Annotated in this window: 24 protein-coding genes and 2 tRNA genes; 14 read left to right on the plus strand and 12 right to left on the minus strand. The window is 45.0% G+C overall.

Annotation, left to right across the window (positions count from 1 at the left end; genetic code table 11):
• Nucleotides 1-244 precede the first annotated feature (244 nt).
• Both K6Y21_RS19915 and K6Y21_RS19920 read left to right on the plus strand, forming a co-directional pair.
• Nucleotides 245-320, plus strand: a tRNA-Ala gene (locus K6Y21_RS19915).
• A 19-nt stretch (nt 321-339) separates the two neighbouring features.
• Nucleotides 340-415, plus strand: a tRNA-Ala gene (locus K6Y21_RS19920).
• Nucleotides 416-874: 459 nt separating this feature from the next.
• Here the strand turns inward: K6Y21_RS19920 and K6Y21_RS19925 are convergent.
• From K6Y21_RS19925 to zipA, 3 genes are all read right to left on the minus strand, one after another.
• On the minus strand, nt 875-1,891 hold the full coding sequence (locus K6Y21_RS19925; RefSeq protein ID WP_233073664.1) for a hypothetical protein: 1,017 nt from the start codon (nt 1,889-1,891) through the stop codon (nt 875-877).
• A 323-nt stretch (nt 1,892-2,214) separates the two neighbouring features.
• Entirely contained in the window at nt 2,215-4,218 is a 2,004-nt protein-coding gene (ligA, locus tag K6Y21_RS19930) for an NAD-dependent DNA ligase LigA (protein ID WP_233073665.1), read from the minus strand.
• A 76-nt stretch (nt 4,219-4,294) separates the two neighbouring features.
• Entirely contained in the window at nt 4,295-5,647 is a 1,353-nt protein-coding gene (zipA, locus tag K6Y21_RS19935) for a cell division protein ZipA (protein ID WP_233073666.1), read from the minus strand.
• Between the two features lie 468 nt (nt 5,648-6,115).
• Here zipA and cysZ point away from each other — a divergent pair, with 468 nt between their 5' ends.
• Complete coding sequence (gene cysZ / locus K6Y21_RS19940; protein WP_233073667.1) at nt 6,116-6,874, plus strand: sulfate transporter CysZ; 759 nt, start codon at nt 6,116-6,118, stop codon at nt 6,872-6,874.
• Between the two features lie 4 nt (nt 6,875-6,878).
• Here cysZ and K6Y21_RS19945 read toward each other — a convergent pair whose 3' ends face one another.
• Nucleotides 6,879-7,982 (minus strand): beta-ketoacyl-ACP synthase III, encoded by a 1,104-nt coding sequence (locus K6Y21_RS19945; RefSeq protein WP_233073668.1) that lies wholly within the window; start codon nt 7,980-7,982, stop codon nt 6,879-6,881.
• Nucleotides 7,983-8,193: 211 nt separating this feature from the next.
• Here K6Y21_RS19945 and cysK point away from each other — a divergent pair, with 211 nt between their 5' ends.
• The 9 genes from cysK (at nt 8,194) to K6Y21_RS19990 (ending at nt 15,314) form a co-directional block, all read left to right on the plus strand.
• Nucleotides 8,194-9,162 (plus strand): cysteine synthase A, encoded by a 969-nt coding sequence (gene cysK, locus K6Y21_RS19950; protein WP_233073670.1) that lies wholly within the window; start codon nt 8,194-8,196, stop codon nt 9,160-9,162.
• A 408-nt stretch (nt 9,163-9,570) separates the two neighbouring features.
• Nucleotides 9,571-9,828, plus strand: coding sequence for an HPr family phosphocarrier protein (locus tag K6Y21_RS19955; protein WP_233073672.1), 258 nt, complete (start codon nt 9,571-9,573; stop codon nt 9,826-9,828).
• A 44-nt stretch (nt 9,829-9,872) separates the two neighbouring features.
• Nucleotides 9,873-11,594 (plus strand): phosphoenolpyruvate-protein phosphotransferase PtsI, encoded by a 1,722-nt coding sequence (gene ptsI / locus K6Y21_RS19960; RefSeq protein ID WP_233073673.1) that lies wholly within the window; start codon nt 9,873-9,875, stop codon nt 11,592-11,594.
• Between the two features lie 34 nt (nt 11,595-11,628).
• On the plus strand, nt 11,629-12,138 hold the full coding sequence (gene crr / locus K6Y21_RS19965; RefSeq protein WP_233073674.1) for a PTS glucose transporter subunit IIA: 510 nt from the start codon (nt 11,629-11,631) through the stop codon (nt 12,136-12,138).
• 212 nt (nt 12,139-12,350) lie between these two features.
• On the plus strand, nt 12,351-12,701 hold the full coding sequence (locus K6Y21_RS19970) for an ArsC family reductase (RefSeq protein WP_233073675.1): 351 nt from the start codon (nt 12,351-12,353) through the stop codon (nt 12,699-12,701).
• Between the two features lie 14 nt (nt 12,702-12,715).
• On the plus strand, nt 12,716-13,855 hold the full coding sequence (dapE, locus tag K6Y21_RS19975) for a succinyl-diaminopimelate desuccinylase (protein ID WP_233073676.1): 1,140 nt from the start codon (nt 12,716-12,718) through the stop codon (nt 13,853-13,855).
• Between the two features lie 29 nt (nt 13,856-13,884).
• On the plus strand, nt 13,885-14,571 hold the full coding sequence (locus tag K6Y21_RS19980) for a M15 family metallopeptidase (protein WP_233073677.1): 687 nt from the start codon (nt 13,885-13,887) through the stop codon (nt 14,569-14,571).
• 5 nt (nt 14,572-14,576) lie between these two features.
• Complete coding sequence (locus K6Y21_RS19985) at nt 14,577-14,744, plus strand: DUF2897 family protein (protein ID WP_233073678.1); 168 nt, start codon at nt 14,577-14,579, stop codon at nt 14,742-14,744.
• 66 nt (nt 14,745-14,810) lie between these two features.
• Complete coding sequence (locus tag K6Y21_RS19990) at nt 14,811-15,314, plus strand: TIGR00645 family protein (protein ID WP_233073679.1); 504 nt, start codon at nt 14,811-14,813, stop codon at nt 15,312-15,314.
• 105 nt (nt 15,315-15,419) lie between these two features.
• Here K6Y21_RS19990 and ybiA read toward each other — a convergent pair whose 3' ends face one another.
• The 6 genes from ybiA to dapA all read right to left on the minus strand — a co-directional run bounded on the left by ybiA (nt 15,420) and on the right by dapA (nt 20,467).
• Nucleotides 15,420-15,968, minus strand: coding sequence for a riboflavin biosynthesis intermediates N-glycosidase (gene ybiA, locus K6Y21_RS19995; protein ID WP_233073680.1), 549 nt, complete (start codon nt 15,966-15,968; stop codon nt 15,420-15,422).
• Nucleotides 15,969-16,067: 99 nt separating this feature from the next.
• Nucleotides 16,068-16,481: a VOC family protein gene (locus K6Y21_RS20000; protein WP_233073681.1), complete on the minus strand. Its 414-nt coding sequence runs from the start codon at nt 16,479-16,481 to the stop codon at nt 16,068-16,070.
• A 72-nt stretch (nt 16,482-16,553) separates the two neighbouring features.
• Nucleotides 16,554-16,973 carry a helix-turn-helix domain-containing protein gene (locus K6Y21_RS20005; protein WP_233073683.1) on the minus strand — a complete coding sequence of 140 codons (420 nt, stop codon included), beginning with the start codon at nt 16,971-16,973 and terminating at the stop codon, nt 16,554-16,556.
• A gap of 306 nt (nt 16,974-17,279) precedes the next feature.
• Nucleotides 17,280-18,386 carry a phosphoribosylaminoimidazolesuccinocarboxamide synthase gene (locus K6Y21_RS20010; RefSeq protein ID WP_233073685.1) on the minus strand — a complete coding sequence of 369 codons (1,107 nt, stop codon included), beginning with the start codon at nt 18,384-18,386 and terminating at the stop codon, nt 17,280-17,282.
• 87 nt (nt 18,387-18,473) lie between these two features.
• Nucleotides 18,474-19,571 (minus strand): NlpB/DapX family lipoprotein, encoded by a 1,098-nt coding sequence (gene bamC / locus K6Y21_RS20015; protein ID WP_233073687.1) that lies wholly within the window; start codon nt 19,569-19,571, stop codon nt 18,474-18,476.
• Between the two features lie 14 nt (nt 19,572-19,585).
• Nucleotides 19,586-20,467: a 4-hydroxy-tetrahydrodipicolinate synthase gene (dapA, locus tag K6Y21_RS20020; RefSeq protein WP_233073688.1), complete on the minus strand. Its 882-nt coding sequence runs from the start codon at nt 20,465-20,467 to the stop codon at nt 19,586-19,588.
• Between the two features lie 383 nt (nt 20,468-20,850).
• On the opposite strand from dapA, the gene bcp reads away from it, so the two are divergent.
• Nucleotides 20,851-21,321 (plus strand): thioredoxin-dependent thiol peroxidase, encoded by a 471-nt coding sequence (bcp, locus tag K6Y21_RS20025; RefSeq protein WP_233073689.1) that lies wholly within the window; start codon nt 20,851-20,853, stop codon nt 21,319-21,321.
• Nucleotides 21,322-21,393: 72 nt separating this feature from the next.
• On the opposite strand, the gene K6Y21_RS20030 is transcribed toward bcp, so the two are convergent.
• The gene (locus tag K6Y21_RS20030) at nt 21,394-22,461 is read right to left on the minus strand and encodes an AI-2E family transporter (protein WP_233073690.1); all 1,068 of its coding nucleotides are present in this window, start codon (nt 22,459-22,461) and stop codon (nt 21,394-21,396) included.
• 14 nt (nt 22,462-22,475) lie between these two features.
• The gene (locus tag K6Y21_RS20035) at nt 22,476-22,712 is read right to left on the minus strand and encodes a sulfurtransferase TusA family protein (protein ID WP_285229770.1); all 237 of its coding nucleotides are present in this window, start codon (nt 22,710-22,712) and stop codon (nt 22,476-22,478) included.
• Between the two features lie 183 nt (nt 22,713-22,895).
• Between K6Y21_RS20035 and bepA the strand changes: the two genes are divergently transcribed.
• The gene (bepA, locus tag K6Y21_RS20040) at nt 22,896-24,341 is read left to right on the plus strand and encodes a beta-barrel assembly-enhancing protease (protein WP_233073692.1); all 1,446 of its coding nucleotides are present in this window, start codon (nt 22,896-22,898) and stop codon (nt 24,339-24,341) included.
• The last annotated feature ends 10 nt before the right edge of the window (nt 24,342-24,351 follow it).

Genomic DNA, 24,351 nt, shown 5'->3' on the forward strand with positions numbered 1-24,351 from the left:
CTTAAGCCCCTACCCCCCTTTTAAGCAGGCTGGGCCACTATCAAATCCGCTTCAAGGCCACATCGACGTTCATCACGCTTCTATTTGTTCAATCTTCAACCGAAGCGGTGATTTTTTTAGCAAACAGTTCAAGAGTCGACATTTTCCCTGTTTTTACTGTTGACAGCTTCCCTAAGCCTGCATAAAATGCGCCTCACTTAAAGCAAATCAGCCAGCTTTAAGGTGTTAGATTTTATGAAGTAACGGGGCCATAGCTCAGCTGGGAGAGCGCAACGCTGGCAGCGTTGAGGTCTGCGGTTCGATCCCGCATGGCTCCACCACTTTACTTCAACCTCTATTGGGGCCATAGCTCAGCTGGGAGAGCGCAACGCTGGCAGCGTTGAGGTCTGCGGTTCGATCCCGCATGGCTCCACCAATTCTAAAATATACATTTTCGCCACATCAATCCCCTGTAGACGTTCTACCGTATATCACATTAACCGAAAATAAATCTTTACGAACACATATGCATCATCGAAGGCAGTAAAGCAAATGCGTCTTCAATTATGGCTTAGCCAAAATATGTTTAGAAAGCGTTACGATTTGGGCACGGGTTTGTATCTCGCTTTAGATAATTTAGAATTCTAATACTAGGGCCTGTTGACCTTTTAAGCTTGTTTTTGCAGCGCTTTGTGCGTCGTTGCGCAGTATTTACTTAGAATGCTAAGCTACACACAGCTGGCCTTGCTCAAAACGCTTTTTTATCGAACAAAAATTAACCACCAAAGATCCACAGGCACTAGGCACTTTCATATGTAGTTATTGAGCCGAGCAAACTTCATCTATCCTTTACTCAGCAATAAAACCTTGCAAGCTTTTCTGTTAATACTTGATGCTAATTACGCTGGTAAAGCACCAAATTTCTGTTGCGAAGCGGCTTTTCTGACCAAAATATATAGACACTGTCACATAGCCCATCTTCAATTTTGACACCATTCCCACATACTCTATCAAGCCCTGTTAAATTTTTTATCTCAGCTTTAGATAGGGGGGTGATAAAACTCGCCCTAGCATTCGCCAATGAGCATAAGCTATATGCATTTTTTTTATCCGCCGAAAAGCTGTAATTATCATACACAAGCTCCCCGTTTTGCTTTGTAACCAAAAAGGTATCTAACCTTGGACCATCTGGATCATCTAAATAGTGAACGGTGGCTAACGCATCATTTGAATTGTCACAACTGAAATCCTGAAATTGAATGACTGGCTCAGTCCCTGGCCCATTTGTTCCATAAAACTCCCTGAGTATGCCATACACATCCTCAGGTATAACTGTCGCGCCATGATCAGTTTGGGTTAACCTAGCAATTGGCGCACCACACAATTCCACTATCTTTCGATATGTCGCAGTAAAGCCAGATAACGATAGAGTCGTGATGACACCCATATCTGGTTCAATAAGAGATAGCAGGTTACTCTTTGCAAGCAGTGGAATGATATCCTGGTCAGGATAAATATTAATAAATACGCCTTGGTCACGATGCTCCTCTCGGCTTTGCGCCGCAACTGTCACTCCATTATCAAACTGAAGCAATAAATTCATCCCTCCGATAATAAGCGGCTCATGACGCGCTTCACTTTCTTGATAGTTTATATATATCGCTTCATGATTGAGAGCATCGCTAAACCAGTTAATATTTAAGCTGCTAGCCCCTTTCGAATCAACACTACTGGCAACACAATTAGTTTGTTTAGTAGTGCCATTGTAAAACCCTTCTAAATACCAGTCTTTATACTCAAAATCCCCCAAGTATTCGTTACCTAAATCAGCGTAGACAGCAGCAGATACATTGAAGAACACAAGGAAATGAATTATTTTGATATACATAATTTTACTCTTTATGCTTGCCATTAAAGTCACTTTTCTATCAAGGTAGCTGGCAATCCCAAATCATGCAATGACACTAAATTAATCGTTTTGCCCGATTGTCTCTAAATGAATTTGACTTAGGTGTTTTATGAAGAGTAACGCGGCGTGTTAAAACATGACGATGACAATGCTAACCAGCCTATCAAAGATAACTGAAAATAAAAGTATGTAGCATGAAGTAAAAAGGACCTGAGCCTCGCAGACAAAGATAGTATTTTTCAAAGTTGCTATACTTAGCCACGGCCTTAAAGATGGAAGTAAATTAACGAGAGCCACAACTAAGCATAGTGGCTCTAAGAACTATACTACTGGGCTAACAGCGCAATCATTTCATCTTCCGTTAATACGGGTACGCCTAAGTTTTCAGCCTTGGTCAGTTTAGAGCCTGCCGCTTCTCCGGCTACCAGGTAACTGGTTTTTTTCGACACACTACCTGACACTTTTGCCCCTAAGGCCTCTAGGGCGGCTTTCGCTTCACTGCGCCCCATTTGCGATAAAGTCCCGGTTAACACAAAGGTTTGCCCTGCAAGTGGCTGCTCACTCTCTTCTTTAACAATCAGTGCTGGCCAGTCAATGCCTGCATCAAGTAAAGCTTGGATCACGGCTAGATTGTGCTGCTCAGCAAAAAAGTAATAGACATGCTTAGCGACGATTTCGCCCACATCTGGTACTTGCTGCAATGACTCTACACTGGCCTGCTTGAGGGCATCTAAGGTTAAATAGTGATTGGCTAAATTAGCGGCCGTGGTTTCCCCTACTTCACGAATGCCAAGGGCATATAAAAAGCGCGCTAGCGTGGTTTGCTTGGCCGCTTCAATCGCCTTAAGTAATTTAGTGGCTGACTTATCGCCCATACGTTCAAGCCCCGTTAATTGCGACCAAGTTAGGCTAAACAAATCGGCCGGTGTGGCCACTAACTTCTCATCGACTAGTTGCTCAACCAGTTTGTCACCTAGGCCATCAATGTTCAGGGCTTTACGCGATACAAAATGTTTAATGGCTTGCTTTTGCTGGGCGCCGCAAACAAGCCCCCCCGTGCAACGTGCAACGGCCTCGCCAGCAATGCGCTCGACATCAGAGCCACAAACAGGACAAGCATCGGGAAATACGATGTCTTTAGCATCATCTGGTCGGCGCTCGATGACCACGGCAACGACTTGTGGAATAACGTCACCAGCGCGGCGCACGGTCACTGTATCGCCGATTTTAATGCCAAGGCGGGCAATCTCATCGGCGTTGTGTAAAGTGGCATTAGATACCGTCACGCCGCCAACAAACACGGGCTCGAGACGTGCTACAGGCGTGATAGCGCCAGTGCGGCCCACTTGAAATTCAACATCTTCTAAAATGGTTAACGCTTCTTGAGCGGGGAATTTATGGGCCGTGGCCCAGCGCGGAGCGCGTGAAACAAAGCCTAAGGTTTGTTGCAAGGCGATATCGTCTACCTTAAATACCACTCCGTCGATTTCATAAGGCAACGAAGCTCGGCGCTCACCTATGTCTTGATAGTAAGCTAAACAGGCTTCTACCCCTTCCACTCGCTTGGTTTGCGCCGATACCGGCAAACCAAGGGCTTTTAAGGCTTGTAAGCGCTCATAGTGGCTAGCTGGCCACTCACCAGAGGTTTCACCTAGAGCATAAGCATAAAAGGCCAAAGGGCGCTTAGCTGCGACACTCGAGTCTAACTGGCGCAAACTGCCCGCAGCGGCATTGCGCGGATTGGCAAAGGGCTTTTCATTTTTACTCAGCATTTGCTGGTTTAACTTTTCAAAGCCTTGCTTTGGCATAAAGATCTCACCACGCACTTCCAGTGTGGCGGGTAAATTATCGCCTTTTAGCAACAAGGGCACACTTTTGATGGTACGCACATTGGCGGTCACGTCCTCTCCCACTAGCCCATCACCTCGGGTGGCTGCGCGAACTAAGCGGCCATTTTCGTATAAGATACTGATGGCCAAACCATCTAGCTTAGGCTCACAGCAATACACTAGCTTGCTGTTATCACTTAAGCGCTCAACCAGACGCTTATCAAATGCCTGTAATTCCTCATCGGTAAACACATTACCTAGGCTAAGCATGGGCACATTATGGGTGACTTGTTGAAAGGCATCGAGCGGGGCCCCGCCCACTTTTTGCGTCGGAGAATGGGGATCAAGATATTCAGGATGCTGATTTTCTAGCTCAATTAATTGATGCAGCAACTTATCCCATTCCGCATCAGGTATGGTAGGCTGATCGAGCACATAATATTGGTAATTATATTCTTCTATCTGCTTTCTTAGGGATTGAATTTGCTCAAAAACACTCATTCCATTTACTCATTTGAATATGCAAAAATAAAAAAGCCCCTTCATAGGAAGAGGCTTATTAAAACCTGATTAACAATTAATGGACGAGGGCATTTTTCCGTTCAAAATCGTTAATACGTTGTTTGTATTCATTGACTTTTTGCCTTGTTAAAGGCTGGCGGGTGGCGTCGAAAACCGCACCGTTTAACTCTGATGCAAGCATTTCAGCGGCATGCAACATTAAAGCAAAATTGTTGCTTGGATCGCCAGCACAAGGCAGGGCCATAAACAAGGAGACACCATGGGTTTCAAATTGCTCCATGTGATCCACATCGAAAGTGCCAGGCTTCACCATGTTGGCCATACTGAACAGCACGGGGCCATTGCCCGTTGGGCTAAGATGGCGATGGAATATGTCCATCTCACCAAATTTAAAACCTAAGTTAAGTAGCGTAGGTAACAGCTCTGCACCAGCAAACAACTGACCTTCGCTAGACATGACGTTTAACACAAAGACTTCTTGTGGATCCGCTGCTGGGCTCGTTTGCTGTTGTGCATTGTCAGCTTGCTGATGGCTGTTGCGCTGAGCTTGATCCGTTGTTTGGGGCTGCTCAACATCAGCCGCGCTGGCTGTGTTAGCGGGTGCAACCGCCTTTTGCTCCGTTGGCGCTTGTGCTTTTGACTCGTCGTAGGCTTGCGCTGAATGCGCGTCAACCACAGGCTCTGGTTGCTCAGGGGCCTGCGCTATAGCGGGTTGCACGCCTTGATCTGCTGCTGGCTCACGTAATGGCTCGGCTGTTCCAGCGGGTGTTGGCTGCTGAACGTTGGCAGCGTGTTTAACTTTAACCTTGATCGGTTGCGGCTCGCGATAATGTTGTCTGCCATACTCATCGAAATAGGGCTCTTTAAAAGCGGGAGAGCGGGTAATGTATTGCTCATCGTCTGAATCGGCTGTCTGCATCTGGGCGCCATGAGGCTCTACGCCTTGGCTTGGACTATCCGATACCACTGCTGCCGGCTCAGGAGTATGCGTGACCTCACCTGACATGACTTGCTGGGAAGCGGGCGCGTGTTGATTTGACTCAGACTGATATGGCTGTTGAGAAAATTGGGCGGCAGGCGTTTCTGCTTTATCTACCGCAGAAAAGCTGGGTATATCTTGCCCTGTGTTATCATCAAATGCGTTATCTTGCTTGTCGGAAGCGAAGGCTGTTGGAGCAGAATGAGGGGCCTGGCTGCCCGACACCACACGTACTTCCCCGATACCATCAGCATCAAAACCACTCTGTTCATCCGTTTCAGGCTGCGAAGGGGTTTTATCGACTTTCGGCACGGGCTTATCTTTTATCGACTTAGGTTTATTTTTGTGATTTGACCACAAACCATGCACTAAAAGTGCGGCGATAGCGAGTGCGCCAACAATAATTAGAACAAGACGAAAATCCTGCATTCAACAATCTCTTAATTGGTTAGACATCCAACAGCCCTAATCAGTGCCCGCTGGATCCAGTAAAATCTTTATTTTAGACTAAATTAGCCTAATTAAAACTTAAGCTTAGCAACAACCCAACCTATCCTTTTAGATGATTAAGTCGGCAAATTTGAGCATGCATACACGCTAGTTATAATGTACCTAAGGTAAGCTAGCTTTGACAAGAGCACAGTACCTTGAAAGACTTGCGCCGTCCAGTCGAGAACCGTGACCAAAGATAAATTTACAAGTGCAATCTTAACATTTCATCATTTAAATATAACCCCCTGACTTCCACCGGGAACCGCCTGGCTGATAATTTAGGTATGTTAATTATCATTAACATATTCCTATTTTGGGTTTCTCTGGCGTGATGGATCTATTAAACTGACGTTTCTGGAGACAAATCAAACCCGCAATAACTGCAAACAGGAATGCAATTTCACTATGAAACAAACCCTATCTGAGCCCATCAGCGGCCTTGAGTATTTCCTCAAAGGTTTTCAACTTATTAAGCAACCCGGGCTAAGAACCTTTGTGTTGGTGCCATTGTGTATCAACTTGTTGCTGTTTTCTGGGGCCTTTTATGCACTCTATTTGCAGCTAGGGCCAATGATCGACCAGTTGATGAGTTATGTTCCGGATTTTCTGAGTTGGTTAAACTATATTCTCTGGCCCATTATCCTCTTATGTATCCTATTTATCTTTTCTTACTTCTTTTCCACCGTCGCCAACCTGATTGCTGCCCCCTTCAATGGCCTGCTGGCAGAAAAAGTAGAAATGCACTTAACGGGACAAACCATTAACGATGATGGCCTAGCTCAAGTATTAAAAGATGTCCCACGCGCCCTAAAGCGTGAACTGGATAAAATGATTTACTTTATCCCTAAGGCCATCGGTTGCTTGATATTGTTCTTGATCCCTGTGGTTGGGCAAACGGTGGCGCCGGTATTATGGTTCTTATTGTCGTGCTGGATGATGGCGATCCAATATGTGGATTACGGTTTTGATAATCATAAAATCAGTTTCCCAGTGATGCGTGACACCCTTAAAACCAAACGCATGAGTAACTTAAGCTTCGGTGCGATTGCCACCTTGCTCAGTGCCATCCCCATTGTTAATTTAATCGTGATGCCCGTGGGCGTCTGCGGAGGTACCGCAATGTGGGTAGCCCATTACCGCACAGAAATGACAGGACGGGCTTAATCCACTAGCGCTTTTGAAAAATAGCACTGGCAATACTGTAACCTGCCCCAAATGCGAGCCACTGGCAATATTGCCCTTGGCTCAAGCTCTGATGTAAGTGACAACTTAAACCTAACCCCGCGGCTCCCGTACCACCATATTGCGCGACGCAATCCGGCAACTGCTGCTCACTGGGCTGACCCAATAAGGCGTGGCCAATTTGTTGATTAAGGCACAAATTAGTTGGTTGTAGAAATACTTGACTCATTTGCCCTTGATTTAGGCCTAATGCCGACAAATGCTGTCGGCTATGGCTAGCGACAGCATCAACAATAACAGGAAAACTGGGCGGCGTTTGATGGAAAAGCTTGTCTTTTCCATATAATGAATCTGGTGCTAAACGATTTAAAAAACCAAAGTTATTGCGGATCTGGTTAGAAAACTGGCTAGCACAGGCCACACCTTGCAAAGCCAAAGCCTCGCCATTGGGCTCATTTTCTAACAGTAAAGCACTACACGCATCCCCCAATAGATAATGGGTGTCTCGATCGCGAAAATCCGTTTGCGCAGAGCCAATCTCAGGGCTGATGATCAAGGCTTTTGTTGCCTGACCGCAGCCAATTGCCTGACTGGCTAATTGCACGGCCACCAAAGCAGAGCACTCGGCTGCGCACAAATCAAATGCCAATCCCTTTGCTCCTAATAGATGTTGGATCTCAATGGCTAAAGCAGGATAAGGCCGCTGCACATGACTGGCTGCCACAATAATTAAATCTATTTGGTCTCCTCGGATGGCAGCCCTTTGTAAGGCTTGCATCGCTGCATTGAAGCCCATTTCAGCCATCAAGGAGGTGTGCTCTTCATCAATCTCAGGTAATAAAGGGCACATCACATCTGGGTCAAGTACACCTTCATTGGTGACAAAGTAACGCTGAGTGATCCCGGAGTGGGCAAGGATATAACTGTTATCGGAGCGTTTTTTAGCAGCCACTTGGCCAACATCGATAGACGCTGCATTTTCCAGATTAAAGTAATCTGCGTAGCGATTATAAGCATCGACTAAGACCTGGTTACTCATGCAGTAAGGAGGAACAAAAATTCCCGTTGCTGTTAAAAATGTCGATTGCATATACGTTCCCAAATAATGTGACCCGATCAGCATCTGCTTAGCTTAGCTGATGATACTTGTGATAAAACCGTTTAGCCTTACCCTTGACTCAAGTGATAAAAACCTAGTTTCTAATAACATAAGGTTATAACAAATTGTCACTTCAAAACTGATAGCATCAGAGTATGCTAACTGAGATTAATTGCCATTCACTGCATACAAAGGAATACACATGAGCAAGATTTATGATGACAATACACTGACTATAGGCAAAACCCCACTTGTACGCCTTAACCGCGTGGCTAAAGGTAATGTATTTGCAAAAGTTGAAAGCCGCAACCCTAGCTTTAGCGTGAAATGTCGCATCGGCGCAAACATGATTTGGGATGCAGAGAAAAAAGGCACACTGACCAAGGACAAAGAGCTTATCGAGCCAACCAGTGGTAACACAGGTATCGCCCTTGCATTTGTTGCTGCTGCGCGTGGCTACAAAATTACCCTTACCATGCCTAACACCATGAGCTTAGAGCGCCGTAAGCTACTTAAGGCCCTAGGTGCAAACTTAATTTTGACCGACGGTGCTAAAGGCATGAAAGGCGCCATCAACAAAGCAGAAGAAATTGTTGCTGAAAATCCAGAAAAATACCTACTACTACAACAATTTGACAACCCTGCAAACCCAGAAATTCACGAGCAAACCACAGGCCCTGAAATTTGGGAAGACACTGACGGTGAAATCGATGTATTTGTAGCCGGTGTCGGTACAGGGGGTACTCTTTCTGGTGTTAGCCGTTACATCAAGCTAAAACAAGGTAAAAAAATCACCACTGTGGCCGTTGAGCCAGCTGACTCACCTGTTATCACCCAAACCCTAGCTGGTGAAGAAGTGAAACCAGGTCCGCATAAGATCCAAGGTATCGGCGCAGGATTCGTACCGAAAAACCTAGACCTAGAAATGGTTGACCGCACCGCACTTGTTACCAACGATGAAGCCATCGACATGGCGCGTCGTTTAATGGAAGAAGAAGGTATTTTAGCCGGTATTTCATCTGGTGCAGCAGTGGTTGCAGCGAACCAAATCGCGGCACTGCCTGAATTTGCTGATAAAAACATCGTTGTTATCCTGCCTAGCTCAGGTGAACGTTACCTATCTTCAGCCCTATTTGCTGGTATTTTCACCGAGCAAGAATTAGAAGCATAATTTATCAAAAACGGTAATTTAAGGCGCCTTTGGGCGCCTTTTTTCTATATAAATTAGCAACAAAGCAATACTTGCCTATACTTATCTATCGGTATTTATATACTGGTCTAGATGATTTATTTATGGGATAACTAGAAAAACGTTGATCTTCTAGCACGAATTTAGGATGATTTTTTACTTAACGAATTAAGTTCCTCCTATGATAAAACCGACCAATAGCGGTTTTGCTAGCGGTAAAAGAGAAACGAGATATTTCAATGGAGGTCGCGAAAAACTTGACGTGGATTAAACTTCTCAAGTTTGTTTTTCGTTACTTTACTACAAAATCAAAATGCGGCATTTAAGAAGAAAGGTGCAATGTTCTTCTAAGATAGCGGCAACATTCAAACTAAAAAATGGGGAAACACCATGTATAACAAGACTGTTACTATTACTGCTGAAAATGGCCTACACACTCGTCCTGCTGCGCAATTTGTTAAAGAAGCAAAAGCGTTCTCTAGCGACATTACAGTGGAAGCTGGCGGTAAATCTGCAAGTGCCAAAAGCCTATTCAAACTACAAACGTTAGGCCTAACCAAAGGAACCAGCGTTGTGATCAAAGCAGAAGGTGCGGATGAGCAAAAAGCGGTTGATACGCTAGTGGCTTTAATGGCGGAACTTGAATAAGCACACTCCATCACCCGACATTTTTTGCAGTTAAAGGATAGGTTATGATATCAGGTATTCAAGCATCACCTGGCATAGCGCTTGGTAAAGCGCTATTGCTCCAAGAAGACGAAATTGTTATTAACACCAACCGTGTTGAAGACAGTGAATCAGAGATAAAATGCTTCTTAGAAGCAAGAGACAAAGCGGCGGCTCAACTTGAACTCATCAAGCAAAAGGCGCTAGAAACGTTTGGCGAAGAAAAAGAAGCCATCTTCGAAGGCCACATCATGTTGCTCGAAGATGAAGAGTTAGAACAGGATATCATAACCTACTTAAAGGAAAATAAGAGCTCTGCGGGCGCAGCCATTCAATATGTGATTGAGCAAAACGCCAACATGCTTCAAGAGCTGGATGACCCTTATCTACGTGAGCGTGCAACTGACTTTCGTGATATCGGCAACCGCTTACTTAAAAATGCCCTTGGCATTGAAATTGTATCTCTAAGCACAATTCAAGACGAAGTCATTCTTATCGCCAATGACTTAACCCCTTCAGAAACCGCACAAATCAACTTAGATAAAGTGCTTGGTTTCATCACCGATATTGGTGGCCGTACATCTCATACTTCCATTATGGCTCGCTCGTTAGAGCTACCCGCCATTGTCGGTACCAACGACATTACTAAGCGTGTTAAGAATGGCGATATCATCGTTCTTGATGCGTTAAACAACCAAATCATCATCAATCCATCCGATGCTGATTTAGCTCGCTTTAAAGCCATTCAAGCTAAGTTCCTTGAGGAAAAAGCCGAGTTAGCTAAGTTAAAAGACTTACCTGCCATTACCCTAGACGGTCACCAAGTAGAAGTGTGTGCCAACATAGGTAATGTCAAAGACTGTGACGGCGCAGAACGCAACGGCGCAGAAGGCATTGGTTTGTACCGTACCGAGTTCCTATTTATGGACCGTGACCAACTGCCGACCGAAGAAGAGCAGTTTGTGGCATATAAAGCCGTGGTTGATGCGATGCCTAATCAGCCAGTGATCATCCGAACCATGGATATCGGGGGTGACAAAGATCTACCGTATCTGGATCTACCAGAAGAAATGAACCCGTTCTTAGGCTGGCGCGCTATTCGTATTTGTTTTGACCGCCCCGAGATCATGAACCCTCAGCTACGTGCACTGCTTAGAGCATCCGCTTTTGGTAAAATTCGTATCATGTTCCCGATGATCATCGCCGTTGAGGAAATTCGTGAACTGAAATCAATTCTGGAAACCTTAAAAGCCGAGCTGCGCGAAGAAGGTCAGAAATTTGATGAAAACATCGAAATCGGTGTGATGATTGAAACACCCGCGGCGTCTGCCATTGCTCATCATCTGATTAAAGAAGTAGACTTCTTTAGTATTGGTACCAACGATTTAACTCAGTATACTCTTGCTGTTGACCGTGGTAACGAGCTTATTTCTAAGCTATACAACCCATTAACACCATCGGTACTCACACTGATCAAGCGTGTTATCGATGCTTCTCATGAAGCCGGTAAGTGGACAGGTATGTGTGGTGAGTTAGCAGGCGACGAGCGTGCAACTTTACTATTATTGGGCATGGGCTTAGACGAATTTTCGATGAGTGCGATCTCTATCCCTACGGTGAAGAAATTAATTCGTAACACTAACTACAAAACGGCAAAAGAGTTGGCAGACAAAGCATTATCCGTTGCCACAGCCGCTGAGATAGAAGCGTTAGTTGATGACTTTATTAAACAGCAGTCTGTGTGTTAATTAACGCTGAACAAATTTAATTAGGAGCAATATCATGGGTTTTTTCGATAAACTTAAAAAAATGGTTTCTGAGCCAGCAGCTGAAACAGGCGGCATTGAAATTTTTGCCCCCCTATCAGGTGAGATCGTGCCGATTGAAGATGTGCCAGACGTGGTGTTTGCAGAGAAAATTGTCGGTGACGGTGTGGCGATCAAACCGACTGGCGACAAAATGGTTGCGCCATGTGACGGTACTATCGGTAAAATCTTCGAAACAAACCATGCCTTCTCTATCGAGTCTGACACAGGTTTAGAGCTGTTTGTTCACTTTGGTATCGACACCGTTGAGCTAAAAGGTGAAGGCTTCACACGTGTGGCTCAAGAAGGCCAGTCAGTGAAAAAAGGTGACACCATCATTGAGTTCGATCTGGCATTGCTAGAGTCAAAAGCTAAATCGACCTTAACCCCAGTGGTTATCTCGAACATGGATGAAATTAAAGAGCTTCATAAGCTTTCTGGTGCGGTAACTCTTTCAGAGTCACCTATCTTACGTATTAACAAGTAATCTTAGATTACTCCCCAATGCGACCAAGGCTCAGCTTCTGCTGGGCCTTTTCGTTTCTTCACTCTGTCTCTTTAGGCTTTTCCCCTGGGGTAATCCCCCCCGCTCTTACCTATCAATACCAAAGATAAGCCAATCGGTTAATTCAAGCTGTTAATTTATGCAGGCTAAACACCGTGGTATCATGTCGCCAAGTTAACGACTAAGGGACCAGTATGACCGTTTTATATGGCATCAAAAATTGTGACACTATCAAAAAAGCCAAAGCTTGGTTAGATAAAGAGCAAATCGACTATACCTTTCATGACTACCGCGTAGACGGCATTGACAGCGAGATGGTGTCAGCGTTTTTTGCTCAATTAGATTGGCAGAATGTGGTTAATAAACGTGGCACCACCTACCGCGCCTTAAGTGATGAAGCTAAAGCTAATTTAAGTGCGCAAACTGCGCTGCCGCTATTGATAGAGCAGCCTGCCATGATCAAACGCCCCATCTTAGTTCATCAAGGCAACTACTACCTTGGCTTTAAACCCGACCAATACGCCACTATTTTCGCTAGCGCTTAATGTAAGGAATAACAATGTCAGACAGTGCAGTACTTAGCTTAGCTAAAGATTTAATCAGCCGAGAATCGGTAACCCCAGAAGATGCGGGTTGCCAACAAATGATGATTGAATACTTAGAAGCGCTTGGATTTACCTGCGAAACCATGGTTTTTCACGACACCACTAACTTATGGGCGCGTCGCGGCACCCAGCGCCCGCTATTTTGTTTTGCCGGCCATACCGATGTGGTGCCCACCGGCCCATTAGAAGATTGGCACACACCGCCGTTTGAGCCTACCGTGATTGACGGTTTTTTACATGGCCGCGGTGCTGCCGATATGAAAGGCTCCATTGCCGCCTTTATGGTCGCGGTTAAACAATTTATTGAACAAAACCAAGATCACCAAGGCTCTATCGCCTTTTTAATTACCAGTGACGAAGAAGGCCCGTTCATTAATGGCACCGTTAAAGTGGTCGAAGCGTTAGAAGCACGCAATGAAAAAATTGATTACTGCATCGTGGGTGAGCCATCAAGTACCCATGAAGTGGGTGATATCGTTAAAAATGGGCGACGTGGCTCCCTCACAGGCGATTTAGTGATTAAAGGCATTCAAGGCCATATTGCCTACCCCCATTTAGTGGATAACCCAATCCATAAAGCGGGACCGGTGATCACCGAGCTGTCACAAATGGTGTGGGACAAGGGCAATGCGTTTTTCCCGCCGACCAGCTTTCAGATCTCAAACATTAATTCAGGCACAGGTGCATCAAATATCGTGCCGGGCGCATTAAAAGCCCAGTTTAACTTTCGTTATTCAACCGAATGCACCGCAGAGGAATTAGTGGCACGCACCCACAATGTGCTCGATTCAAAAGGCATTGACTACGACCTCGATTGGACCTACAACGGGGTTCCCTTTATCACAGGTGAAGGTGAGCTGATTGATGCGGTAAAAGAAGCGGTGCGCGAAGTGGCTAAGTTTGACACTGAGCTATCCACTTCAGGGGGAACCTCAGATGGACGTTTTATTGCGCCAACAGGAGCGCAATTAGTCGAGCTAGGTCCCATCAACGCCACCATTCACAAAGTGAATGAATGCGTCAAAATTGCCGACTTAGAAAAACTAACCGATATGTATCGGCTTACTTTGACCAAGCTGTTAAGCGCGAAATAACACTAAACCTAAAACGGGCGGGCAAGTCTATGCAAACACCTTGGTTACAGCCACTAACGGGGCAAACGCAAACTCACTTAGCCCGCTATGATCAATATCATCAACTGCAGCCCGAGGCATTGGCCGCATTTCTCGACATGCAGCAAGCGGCTAAGCGAGACGGTATCGATCTGGCGATTGCCAGTAGCTTTCGCAGCTTTGCCCGCCAGCAGCTAATTTGGGATGGCAAAATGCGTGGCACCCGCGCTATTTTAGATCCGTCCTCCCGGCCTATCGACCCTGCAACGCTAACCGAGCGTGACAAGATCTTAGCCATTTTGCATTGGTCTGCCATGCCTGGCGCTAGCCGGCATCATTGGGGCACAGATATCGACGTTTATAGTCCCAGTCTGTTGCCCGCCAATACGCAATTACAACTTATCCCCAGTGAATATCAAGTCGGCGGCCATCAGCATGCACTAAGTCAATGGCTTAACAAGCACATGCAGCAATTTGGTTTTTACTTGCCTTACGCAGAGCACCGTCATGGCGTGGCCATCGAGCCTTGGCATTTAAGTTATTTTCCCGTCGCCAGCGAATTACAAAAATTATTTACCATCGATCTGTTGGATCAGGCCTTGGCCAGCTCTAATGTGATAGGTAAAAGCCAACTACGCATTATGTTGCCCACCCTTTGGCAGCGATTTATTTGTAATCTATCCCCTGCGCCGAGGTAAACGCCATGAGCACCACTTGGATCGTCATCATTATCGCCCTTGTACTGGGTATTATCCTCAGTAACATCATGTTGCTTAAACACACCGCCAAGATGGAATTTAAGGCCAAACCTAAAAAAGACGATAAACCGGATGATAAGTCAACGTCTCAGTCGCCCAATCAGAAACCCTAGACAAGTCATCACATACCATTAGAATGCAGATATTATTTTTATAACTCAAAATAGATTGGACCTAACGTGTTTGAGAAAAAAATTGAAACCATTATCTTCCAAGGACGCTGGCTACTCGCCCCTTTCTTTATGGGCCTGTTTGTCGCCATCTTTATCTTACTGATCAAATTTTTAAAGTCCCTTTACCAAATGGTCGTCACCGCCTTTTCCGCCACATCTGAAGAAACCATCATCAGCATTTTGACCTTAGTGGACACCGCGCTACTCGCCGGCTTACTGCTGATCATTATTTTCAGTGGTTATGAAAACTTCGTTTCTAAATTAGACATTGACGATCACGAAGACAGACCCTCTTGGATGGGTAAGGTGGGCTTTTCAGGCTTAAAACAAAAGCTGATTGGTGCCATTGTGGCGATTTCTGCGGTTGAGCTACTAAAACTCTTTATTCACGCCGACACCTTAACCGAAGCGCAAATATTTTGGAAAATTATGGTGCACCTCACCTTCGTTCTATCGGGTGTGCTATTTGCGCTAACAGACTACATAGTAGCGAAAAGCCAAAGCCATTAGCCGTATTAACTTAGATGGGGCGCACGCCTCATCTAAGTCATCTAGCATCTCATTTCTACAAAACTCACTGTTTTTGTTTTTTAAACCGCAAAACTGAGTATCAGCTTAATTCGACAGCATGTCTCTAACTTCCATAAGTGCAAATCCTAAAAGGTTAAGGCCCTTCCAGTTGTTTGGGTTTTCAGATAACGGATTGTCTTGAGCCAAACCTATCCCCCATATTTTATCAACTGGGCTAGCCTCAACTAATACTCGATTTCCAGTGCTTAACAAAAAAGCCTTTAAAGCTGGATTCTGAGAAAATTTCGCCTTATTAGCATTCACCACAATCTCGAATCTTTTCTCTTCCCATAATTTTTGATCAAATCTTAGTACCTCTCGACCAATAGCCTTAGCTTCGCCGGGGGTGGTTGCAAACAACACCTTCTCACATGCTTTCTTATCACCAAACAACTTAGCCTTGTGATACATCATATAATGCTCAGCCGTGATAAATTCATGCCCATCCTCTTCGAATGGTGAGTCATACCACTGACTAAAACAGCTTTTAGTCACTTGGCCAGCTATTTCTTGATGCCCCCAGAAAAAGACATATTTCGCCTGATTGCCGTGGTTTACAAAATCGACAAGTTCGTCTTTTGTTCTAATGTTCAATTATCCTCCAATACTTGATGAATATAGATATTAAACTGTAACAACAGGAGGTTAACATAAGCCAATTAAGCAAGCCCTCTCCCTCTCAGCAGTCACTTTTCACTTAGCTCGTTGAACTAAACTAAACCAGTTTCCTGAATTGTCTACAGCCAAGGCCTCAACACCGTAAAGTTGCTCTGTCGGCGGCTGTATAAACTCAACACCTTTAGCCACTAACTCTTCGTATGTTTTATGGCAATTATCGGTTTCGAACACGCCGACCCCAAATGCCCCATCTTCAATTAGACTGCGTATTTTACTGGCCGTTTCCTTGGTGAACATAGGGCCTTCTTTTGGCTCAGCTAACACTAATTGAAGCTGTGATTGAGACTTAGGATTTACGGTCAACCAGCGAAAGCCGCCCTCTACTGTCATATCTTCGCCAACTTCGAAGCCGAGTTTATTAACATAAAAATCAAGGGCTTCTTCTTGATTTAAAACATATACAGTTACGTGTGCAATAGATGTAATCATGGCCATTTCCGTTAATAAATTAATAATAATTATTGTAAAAGAAAAAAGTGCCAGTTATTTCTCCAATATTGCTCAATCACCTGGTTTTCTTAAAAAATGATAGGCATAACAAGCTGGGATGGCTTGTATGGGATAACGAAATGGCTCATTGGATAATTGCCACAAGGTGCGACGATACACTGTCGGGGCCATCCCAACCTGTTTGAGAAACAGTGATGAAAAGCTCCCTAAGCTCGCATAGCCAACGCGTTCGCAGATTTCAGAAACGCTTGCATTCTCAGTGATCAGCATCTGCTTGGCCTTTGAAATTCTTAATCTAATCAAAAATTCATTCGGCGTTTCGCCGTAATTTGCTTTGAAAGCGCGTAAAAAATGAAAAGGAGACATAAACGAATGAGCCGCAGCCTCCGTTAAGCTAAATGGCGCGTGATAATGATCAGCGATATAATCCCTCGCTGAAATTAGCCGTTTATATTTACTATTTGCTGTCATAAACCAACTCTCTCATCAAGCTCTCCAATCTAACTAGGAGAGGCACAGCCTGTTCAAGCATGGGGTGAACAAACCATCGCCTTAGACGCCCTTAAAGGGTTGCGACAACACTCACATAGATTTCACTTTTAGTAAACAAATGTTTTTTCTTTTCTGAAAAGGAGCCGATGAAAGCCTTACTAGAGGGGCTGCCCTGCGAATGGTTCGAGCGAGGTATTCATGGCTTAATAAATTAAAAGTGACCATAAAAAAAGCCAAACAAATGTTTGGCTTTTCGTTGGCTATAGACCTATGTCATCAAACAGATTAATCCGCAATTAGTTGATACTCATCGCGTAATATCTGAATAATTTCCGCTTTCGGGTTGTCCGATAGGGTAATTTTTTCACCTGTGATCTTTTCCGCAACGCCTAAATAGATTTCTGATACCTTCATAAGCACAGCTTCAGGCAATGCGTTATCACGCGCTAGGGCTTCACGCTCTGGCATGCGATCTTTATTGAGCAGTATGTCTGGATCTGGGAAGTGATTCAGTAATAACTGACGGAATTGCTCTTTTGAGTTTTCAATCACATTACCCTTGGCAAACTCAGCCGTATCCCAAATACGAGATGAATCTGGCGTCCCCACCTCGTCCATGTAGATCAGCTTTTCTTGGCCGTTTTTGTCGTTGACGTAACCAAATTCAAACTTGGTATCAACAAACATTTGGCCAATTTTTTCCAGCGCATCACTGATCACGCCAAAGCCTTCTTTTAACAGCTTCTCGTACAGGTCGATATCTTGGGCGCTTGAGAAATTAAATGCGCCATAGTTATCTTCAATATTTTTACGCGTAACATTGACATCATCGGCTTCGGGTACACCCGGAATACCGCGAAGAATGCCTTTGGTTGAAGGCGTGATCAACAGCTCAGGTAGCTTTTGATCTTTGTTCAGGCCATCCGGTAATTGAATACCACAGAACTCACGCTCGCCTTTTTCGTAAGCACGCCACATAGAGCCGGTAATGTATTGGCGACAGATCGCTTCGATCATCACCGGACGCGCTTTTTGCACTATCCACACAAACGGATGAGGTATATCTAAAATATGGCTATCCGCTAGTCCCTGCTCTTTAAACAGGCGGAACCAGTTGTTTGAAATCGCATTCAGGGCCGCACCTTTACCCGGTACGCCATTCATGCCACCTTCACCGTGCCAAATACAATCAAATGCTGAAATACGATCGCTGATCACCATGATAGCCAGTGGCGTATCCGGTGCCACATCATAGTTTTTCTCAGCAATCAAACGACGACTATCGGCTTCGGTTAACCAATAAACCGAGCGCACCTTGCCACTGTGAACAGGCTTGTCGGTACGAATAGGAAGATCATTATTGACTGCTAAAACCTTGTCAGCAAGACTCATTATGTTTTCGCCTTCTTAAATAGCAATAACTGAAATACAGCTAGTATTGTTAATTAAAAAAGGCGCGATTGAATCGCGCCCGTGAGGTTATTTTGCTTCCACTTGCATTTGTTTTTGCATTAAGTCTGCAATACTCAGGTAAATACTGCTTACCTGCTGCACTGACAAAGGTTTTTTATCTTTGTCAAAAATGGTTACAACCGTTTGCCCTTCTTTAGACTGGCCTAATTGGAAAAGGTAGTCACCCTTATCTAAACTAAACGGACGAACCCCTTGTTCTTTCCAGAACTTTTCCGTCGGTTGTTTAAAACTCATTCGATAAAAACCAAGGGTTTTATTGCTAGCTTTCTCTTCAAAGTTCAGTGCCGATAGTGCTAGCGGTAGCTTTTGCCATACTGTGTCATATTCAACCGTGGTTAACCATGCTGGCAATCCATTTTCGTCAAAGCCTAACTCAATCGGAACTCGGTTGTCGGCCGTTTGGGCATTGCCAGCAGCGCGTTGATGCTCGGCTAAGGCAAATACCAATAAACGGTTAATCATATTAGTTTCGTAACGGTTTTTATCCGCCGGCGTGATGGTTCCTGAACTAAGATCGCCATCAATAGACTCGCTTACATCAAGCAGTTCAACGGCCAAGCTGGCACTGCGAGAAGAGCTCGATTCATTGAGGTAGAACTTATATTGTTCTTTGGAACGGAATCGGGTTTTATTCCAAAAAGAGCCAAACGTCTCTTCGAAAATAAAGTAATCCGATACCAACTCACCCTTGGTTTTATCAAGAGAAACGGTGGCTACGTTTTGCTGGGCGAGGAAATTCAGCATTAATGCCCAAACATCATCTTTGACCGAGCCGCCACGAATGGCTTCCGTGAAGGTCACGGTAACCTTGTCAGCACTCTCGTTGACATAAGTACCTTGAAGCACTGGCAAAACTTGACTCGGTGAACGAACATCAACTTTCTTACCCAGGTAATCTGCCGGTGCATCGCTGCCAATGGCTGGAATGCTGTACCTAGGATCTTGTTCTAGCTCCCCCACCCCTTCGGTCGACAACGGAGTTGCCAGAGAAGCCTCTAAGTAATCAAAGTTTTTGATGGCTTGTTTGCGAGACTCAGGGCTGCTACAGCCAGCGAGTACCGCTAATAACACACCACCAATTAACAATTTTTGTTTATTTAACACGCAATCATAGCCCTTTAATTAATAAGTCCAGCTTGTTGTAATGCCGCTGCCACAACCGGCTGTTGCGCTTCTGACAATGTGGTTAACGGCAACCGTAACGTGCCATTAGGGATTAGCCCGATACGCTCTGCCGCCCATTTAACAGGAATGGGGTTAGCTTCAACAAATAATTTTTGATGCACTGGCATCAACTCTTCGTTAATGGCTTTTGCCGCTTCAACATTGCCTAGAGCCACACTTTCACACATGCCTGCCATTTTCGCTGCTGCAATATTCGTGGTAACGGAGATCACGCCATGGCCACCTTGAAGCATAAAATCCAACCCGGTCGCATCATCGCCACTGTAAAGCGCAAAATTATCATCGACTAAGGCTTTGATGTCCGCTAGGCGCTTTAAATCACCGGTTGCTTCTTTAATACCGATGATGTTGTCAATTTTAGCTAAGCGTGCAACGGTTTCAGGCAACATGTCCACTGCGGTACGCCCTGGCACATTATATAAAATTTGTGGCAAGGATGAAGATTCAGCAATTGCTTTAAAATGCTGAAATAAACCTTCCTGAGTAGGTTTATTGTAGTAAGGAGTGACGTTTAAGCCCGCTGCTAAGCCCGAATTTTGAAATAGCTTGCTAAAGGTAATGGCTTCAGAGGTAGAGTTAGCGCCATTACCAGCAATCACAGGAATGCGGCCAGCGGCAAATTCGAGTGTTTTCATCACGACTTTAACGTGGTCATCGACATTCAAGGTGGCTGATTCACCGGTTGTCCCCATTGAGACGATGGCAGAAGTGCCTGCTTCAACGTGGTATTCCACTAAACTCTTCAGCGCCTGAAAATCAATTTCACCGCTACTATCCATAGGTGTAATTAAAGCAACAATACTACCCGTCAGCATCTAGACATCTCCCTAATAATCGAGCGAATTATGGTACTTTTCCAACTCATTAAAAACAAGCATGTGGGCCAATTAGGATCACTAATATTCAGCGTTGAGCTGTCAACAGTGTATAAAATCACCAACATCTTCATGTCGCAGCTTAACCCATTGAGGTGACATCAGGAGCATAAGTGACTTGGTTCTTTTTCAACAAGCGGTTTTTATTGTTGTGCGCTTGTTCTCATTTGGCAAACTAGCGCCAAAGATAGCATATTCAAAGGCGGTTTCAGACAGTTTTATTTTCCTATCTGAGTGGAAAAGTAGAATTCACAACATAAATGTGATCCAATGTAGCATTAAAACTGTAATCCCTTGGTTTACTTAATTACGTGGAGCCCCTTATGCAAACACTTCAAGCCGGTGATAAAGCCCCAGCCTTTAGCCTACAAAACCAACATGAAGACACCGTCAATTTAGCTGACCTAGCGGGTAAAAAAGTATTGGTGTATTTTTATCCCAAGGCCATGACCCCAGGTTGTACCACCCAAGCCTGCGGATTGCGCGACACAAAAGCGCAATGGCAAGAACAAAACCTCGTGGTGTTAGGGATCAGCCCAGATCCAGTGAAACGCCTCACTAAGTTCGTTGAGCGTGATAACCTAAACTTTGATTTACTTTCTGATGAAGACCATCAAATAGCCGATGCATTCGGCGTGTGGGGAAGAAAGAAGTTCATGGGCAAAGAATACGATGGCATTCATCGCTTAAGCTTTTTAATTGATGAACAAGGCGTCATTGAACATGTATTCGACAAGTTTAAAACCAAAGAGCACCATCAAGTTGTGATGGATTACCTAAACCAACAAGGTTAAAGCCCCTAAGGTGAGATCCATAAGGATAGGCCTTTGCCATGAGAGCGTGGCTTGCGACCACGCTCGGTCTAACTAGGCGACTTGATGGCTGGCCTTGTCCGACGGCCATGCATTCACCACCGCCTTAACTAAGGTTGCTAATGGGATAGCAAAAAAGATCCCCCAAAAGCCCCAAATGCCCCCAAAGACCAATACCGCGACAATAATCGAAACCGGATGTAAGTTAACCGCCTCAGAGAACAAAATGGGCACGAGCACATTGCCATCAAGGGCTTGGATCACGCCATAGGCAATGATTAAATACCAAAAGTCAGAGCTAAAACCCCATTGGAACATCCCCACCAATGCCACTGGCACCGTCACCGCTGCCGCGCCGATAAACGGGATCAAGACAGACAAGCCCACCAGCACGGCCAACAAGGCCGAGTATCTTAGATCTAACACCGCAAACACCACATAGCTGACAATACCAACAATCAATATCTCAACCACTTTGCCGCGAATATAGTTGATGATTTGGCTGTTCATTTCAGTCCAAACTTGGCCTGCCAATTGACGGTTTTCAGGTAAGAAGCGAGTGACACTCTGCATCAATACCACCTTGTCTTTAAGCATAAAAAAGACCAATAGCGGCACCAAAATACAGTAAACCAGTAACGCCGCGATATTCACCAAGGAGCCCAACGAGAAAGACACAATGGCCTCGCCACTGCTGATCATCTTGCTGCGTACATTATCCATGATGGATGAAACCATCTCGGCGTCGACCATTTCGGGGTATTGCTCAGGCAAGGTTAATAAATACCCCTGTGCCTGATTCAGCATATAAGGCATTTCTCTAACAAAGTTTGCACCTTGTTTAAAGACCGTAGGGACCAATCCTAATAGCGCTAATACCGCCACGCCGACAAACGCTAACATGACTAAAATGACGGCGCCGCTGCGATTAAGACCGAATTTTTGCAATGAATTAACGGGCCAGTCGAGCAAATAAGCAATCACAATGGCCGCCAACAGAGGAGCCAGTAATGAGCCAAAAAAATAGATAATGCCAAAACCAAACAGCAATAAGATACTTAAGGTAACAGCATGAGGATCTGAAAACCGGTCTTTATACCAACGGGAGAAAACATCAAACATAGCGAGAATGGCTCCTATAAACACTGATTAACTGATTGACTTGAAATCACCAATGTCAGCTTGTTGGCTGACGTTTCGCCTATTTCATAAGGTATATGATGTTTGTTTAAATAGCGCGGTATATCTTGCTTTGACCCAGGATCGTCCAACACTAAGGTCAACTGCGCTGGAGAAACAGCTTGGGCCAACCATTGCCGCATTTTTATCAAGGGCATAGGGCACTGCATGCCCTGGCAGTCCAAATGAGTCATCAAGTCGTTACCACGTTACCAATAGCTACACCGACTGAGGATTATCAAGGTAATCATTTGACAACACAACATTATCAAGGTGATTTGACGATTTAATTATTTACTTAGTTTTACCAAGGGAGCCTTGCACCAACCTAGCTTGTGCGTTTATGCTGCTAAAATCGCCCTATTTGAGATGCTTTTGTGTTTTTTAATTCAGCTTTTCGTGCTTTTCTATTTGGCTTGTTTATCCTTGTCGGCAGCACAGCGAGTCATGCTAACCTTCCCGAAATCGGTACTGCCGGTGCCAGTGCCTTAACCATAGAAAAAGAAAAAGAGTATGGCAAAGCCTTTAGTGTCATGTTACGCGCTGGCTTACCTGTTATTGATGATCCCGTGTTGGTGGAATACGTCAGTGAACTCGGTCATACCTTAGTTGCTAATGCTGATTCAGTGAAATTCCCATTCCACTTTTTTCTTATTAAAGATGATGAAATAAACGCAGCGGCTTTTTTTGGTGGCTATATCAAAATTCACACGGGACTCTTTCTCTATGCCGACAACGAAAGTCAGCTGGCTTCTGTGGTGGCCCACGAAATAGCCCACGTAACTCAACGTCACTTAGCGCGCATGATGGAAGCGCAATCTCGCAGTAACCCCGCTACCATAGCTGCCCTCGCCGGCTCTTTATTATTGGCACTCGTGTCACCCGAAGCGGGTATCGCCATGCTGCAAACCAGCATTGCCGCCAATATGCAGGCCAGCATCAACTATACCCGTACCCATGAATTTGAGGCGGATCGCATTGGCATCTATACCCTGAGCCGCAGTGGCTATGATCCGAGAGAAATGGCAGGTTTTTTCGGCAAATTATCGGCCCAATACCGCTACGCCAGTACCCCGCCACAAATGCTATTAACTCACCCGCTGCCCGATACACGTGTAGCCGAATCTCGTAACCGAGCAGCACAATTGCCACGGGCATCAATCAAACCTAGCTTACATTTCCACTTAGCTAAGGCCAGAATCGAAACGCGTTATTCTAATCGCAGTGCCGAAGGAAGCTTAAGTCATTACGAAAACCTACTGAAAAGCCAGCGCTACGAGCTTAAAGAGGCCGCGCTCTACGGTAAAGTGTTGGCCTTGATGCAGTTAGAGCGCTACGCTGACGCGCAAATTATCATCGACCAATTAATGCAGAGCGATGGACGCAATCTATTTTACCTTGATGTCAAAACCGATCTCGACTTAGCACAAAAACGCTTTGAGCAAGCCATCGCCCGTCTCAACACGTTTTATCAACAAATGCCGTCCAATGGGGTGGTCGCCATTAATTTGATCAATGCGTACATGGAGCAGAAAAACTATGCCGGGGCAGCCAAGGTGGTTGATAACTTTTTACGTCAGCACCCCACGAATGCCTTAGCTTGGTCAATGGCTATCCAGATTTATCAAGGGCTTGGCAACCTGAGTATGGCCTATCAAGCAAGGGCGGAATACCTTGCTTTACACGGCGACTATAAAAAAGGGATCAGGGAACTCAGTAGCGCCCTGACAGAAACAGATAACCGCCTTGAACGGGCCCGAATTGAAGCCAAGATCGAACAATTTAAACTGTCCCAAGCTTGGCTAGAAGAGCTAAATGGTTAAGCAATTTATA

This window comes from Motilimonas eburnea, assembly GCF_021295345.1.
Classification (GTDB): Bacteria; Pseudomonadota; Gammaproteobacteria; order Enterobacterales; family CBDFNC01; genus Motilimonas; species Motilimonas eburnea.

What these genes read in the sequence shown, in the direction of transcription:
- K6Y21_RS20000 (WP_233073681.1), bottom strand. Translation starts at nt 16,481, where the DNA reads ATGATTACATCTATTGCACACGTAACTGTATATGTTTTAAATCAAGAA.
- bcp (WP_233073689.1), top strand. Translation starts at nt 20,851, where the DNA reads ATGCAAACACTTCAAGCCGGTGATAAAGCCCCAGCCTTTAGCCTACAA.
- K6Y21_RS20030 (WP_233073690.1), bottom strand. Translation starts at nt 22,461, where the DNA reads ATGTTTGATGTTTTCTCCCGTTGGTATAAAGACCGGTTTTCAGATCCT.
- dapE (WP_233073676.1), top strand. Translation starts at nt 12,716, where the DNA reads ATGTCAGACAGTGCAGTACTTAGCTTAGCTAAAGATTTAATCAGCCGA.
- K6Y21_RS20010 (WP_233073685.1), bottom strand. Translation starts at nt 18,386, where the DNA reads ATGAGTCTTGCTGACAAGGTTTTAGCAGTCAATAATGATCTTCCTATT.
- K6Y21_RS19945 (WP_233073668.1), bottom strand. Translation starts at nt 7,982, where the DNA reads ATGCAATCGACATTTTTAACAGCAACGGGAATTTTTGTTCCTCCTTAC.
- cysK (WP_233073670.1), top strand. Translation starts at nt 8,194, where the DNA reads ATGAGCAAGATTTATGATGACAATACACTGACTATAGGCAAAACCCCA.
- K6Y21_RS19985 (WP_233073678.1), top strand. Translation starts at nt 14,577, where the DNA reads ATGAGCACCACTTGGATCGTCATCATTATCGCCCTTGTACTGGGTATT.
- K6Y21_RS19980 (WP_233073677.1), top strand. Translation starts at nt 13,885, where the DNA reads ATGCAAACACCTTGGTTACAGCCACTAACGGGGCAAACGCAAACTCAC.
- dapA (WP_233073688.1), bottom strand. Translation starts at nt 20,467, where the DNA reads ATGCTGACGGGTAGTATTGTTGCTTTAATTACACCTATGGATAGTAGC.
- K6Y21_RS19970 (WP_233073675.1), top strand. Translation starts at nt 12,351, where the DNA reads ATGACCGTTTTATATGGCATCAAAAATTGTGACACTATCAAAAAAGCC.
- K6Y21_RS19925 (WP_233073664.1), bottom strand. Translation starts at nt 1,891, where the DNA reads ATGGCAAGCATAAAGAGTAAAATTATGTATATCAAAATAATTCATTTC.
- ligA (WP_233073665.1), bottom strand. Translation starts at nt 4,218, where the DNA reads ATGAGTGTTTTTGAGCAAATTCAATCCCTAAGAAAGCAGATAGAAGAA.
- zipA (WP_233073666.1), bottom strand. Translation starts at nt 5,647, where the DNA reads ATGCAGGATTTTCGTCTTGTTCTAATTATTGTTGGCGCACTCGCTATC.
- K6Y21_RS19955 (WP_233073672.1), top strand. Translation starts at nt 9,571, where the DNA reads ATGTATAACAAGACTGTTACTATTACTGCTGAAAATGGCCTACACACT.
- K6Y21_RS20035 (WP_285229770.1), bottom strand. Translation starts at nt 22,712, where the DNA reads ATGACTCATTTGGACTGCCAGGGCATGCAGTGCCCTATGCCCTTGATA.
- cysZ (WP_233073667.1), top strand. Translation starts at nt 6,116, where the DNA reads ATGAAACAAACCCTATCTGAGCCCATCAGCGGCCTTGAGTATTTCCTC.
- ptsI (WP_233073673.1), top strand. Translation starts at nt 9,873, where the DNA reads ATGATATCAGGTATTCAAGCATCACCTGGCATAGCGCTTGGTAAAGCG.
- crr (WP_233073674.1), top strand. Translation starts at nt 11,629, where the DNA reads ATGGGTTTTTTCGATAAACTTAAAAAAATGGTTTCTGAGCCAGCAGCT.
- K6Y21_RS20005 (WP_233073683.1), bottom strand. Translation starts at nt 16,973, where the DNA reads ATGACAGCAAATAGTAAATATAAACGGCTAATTTCAGCGAGGGATTAT.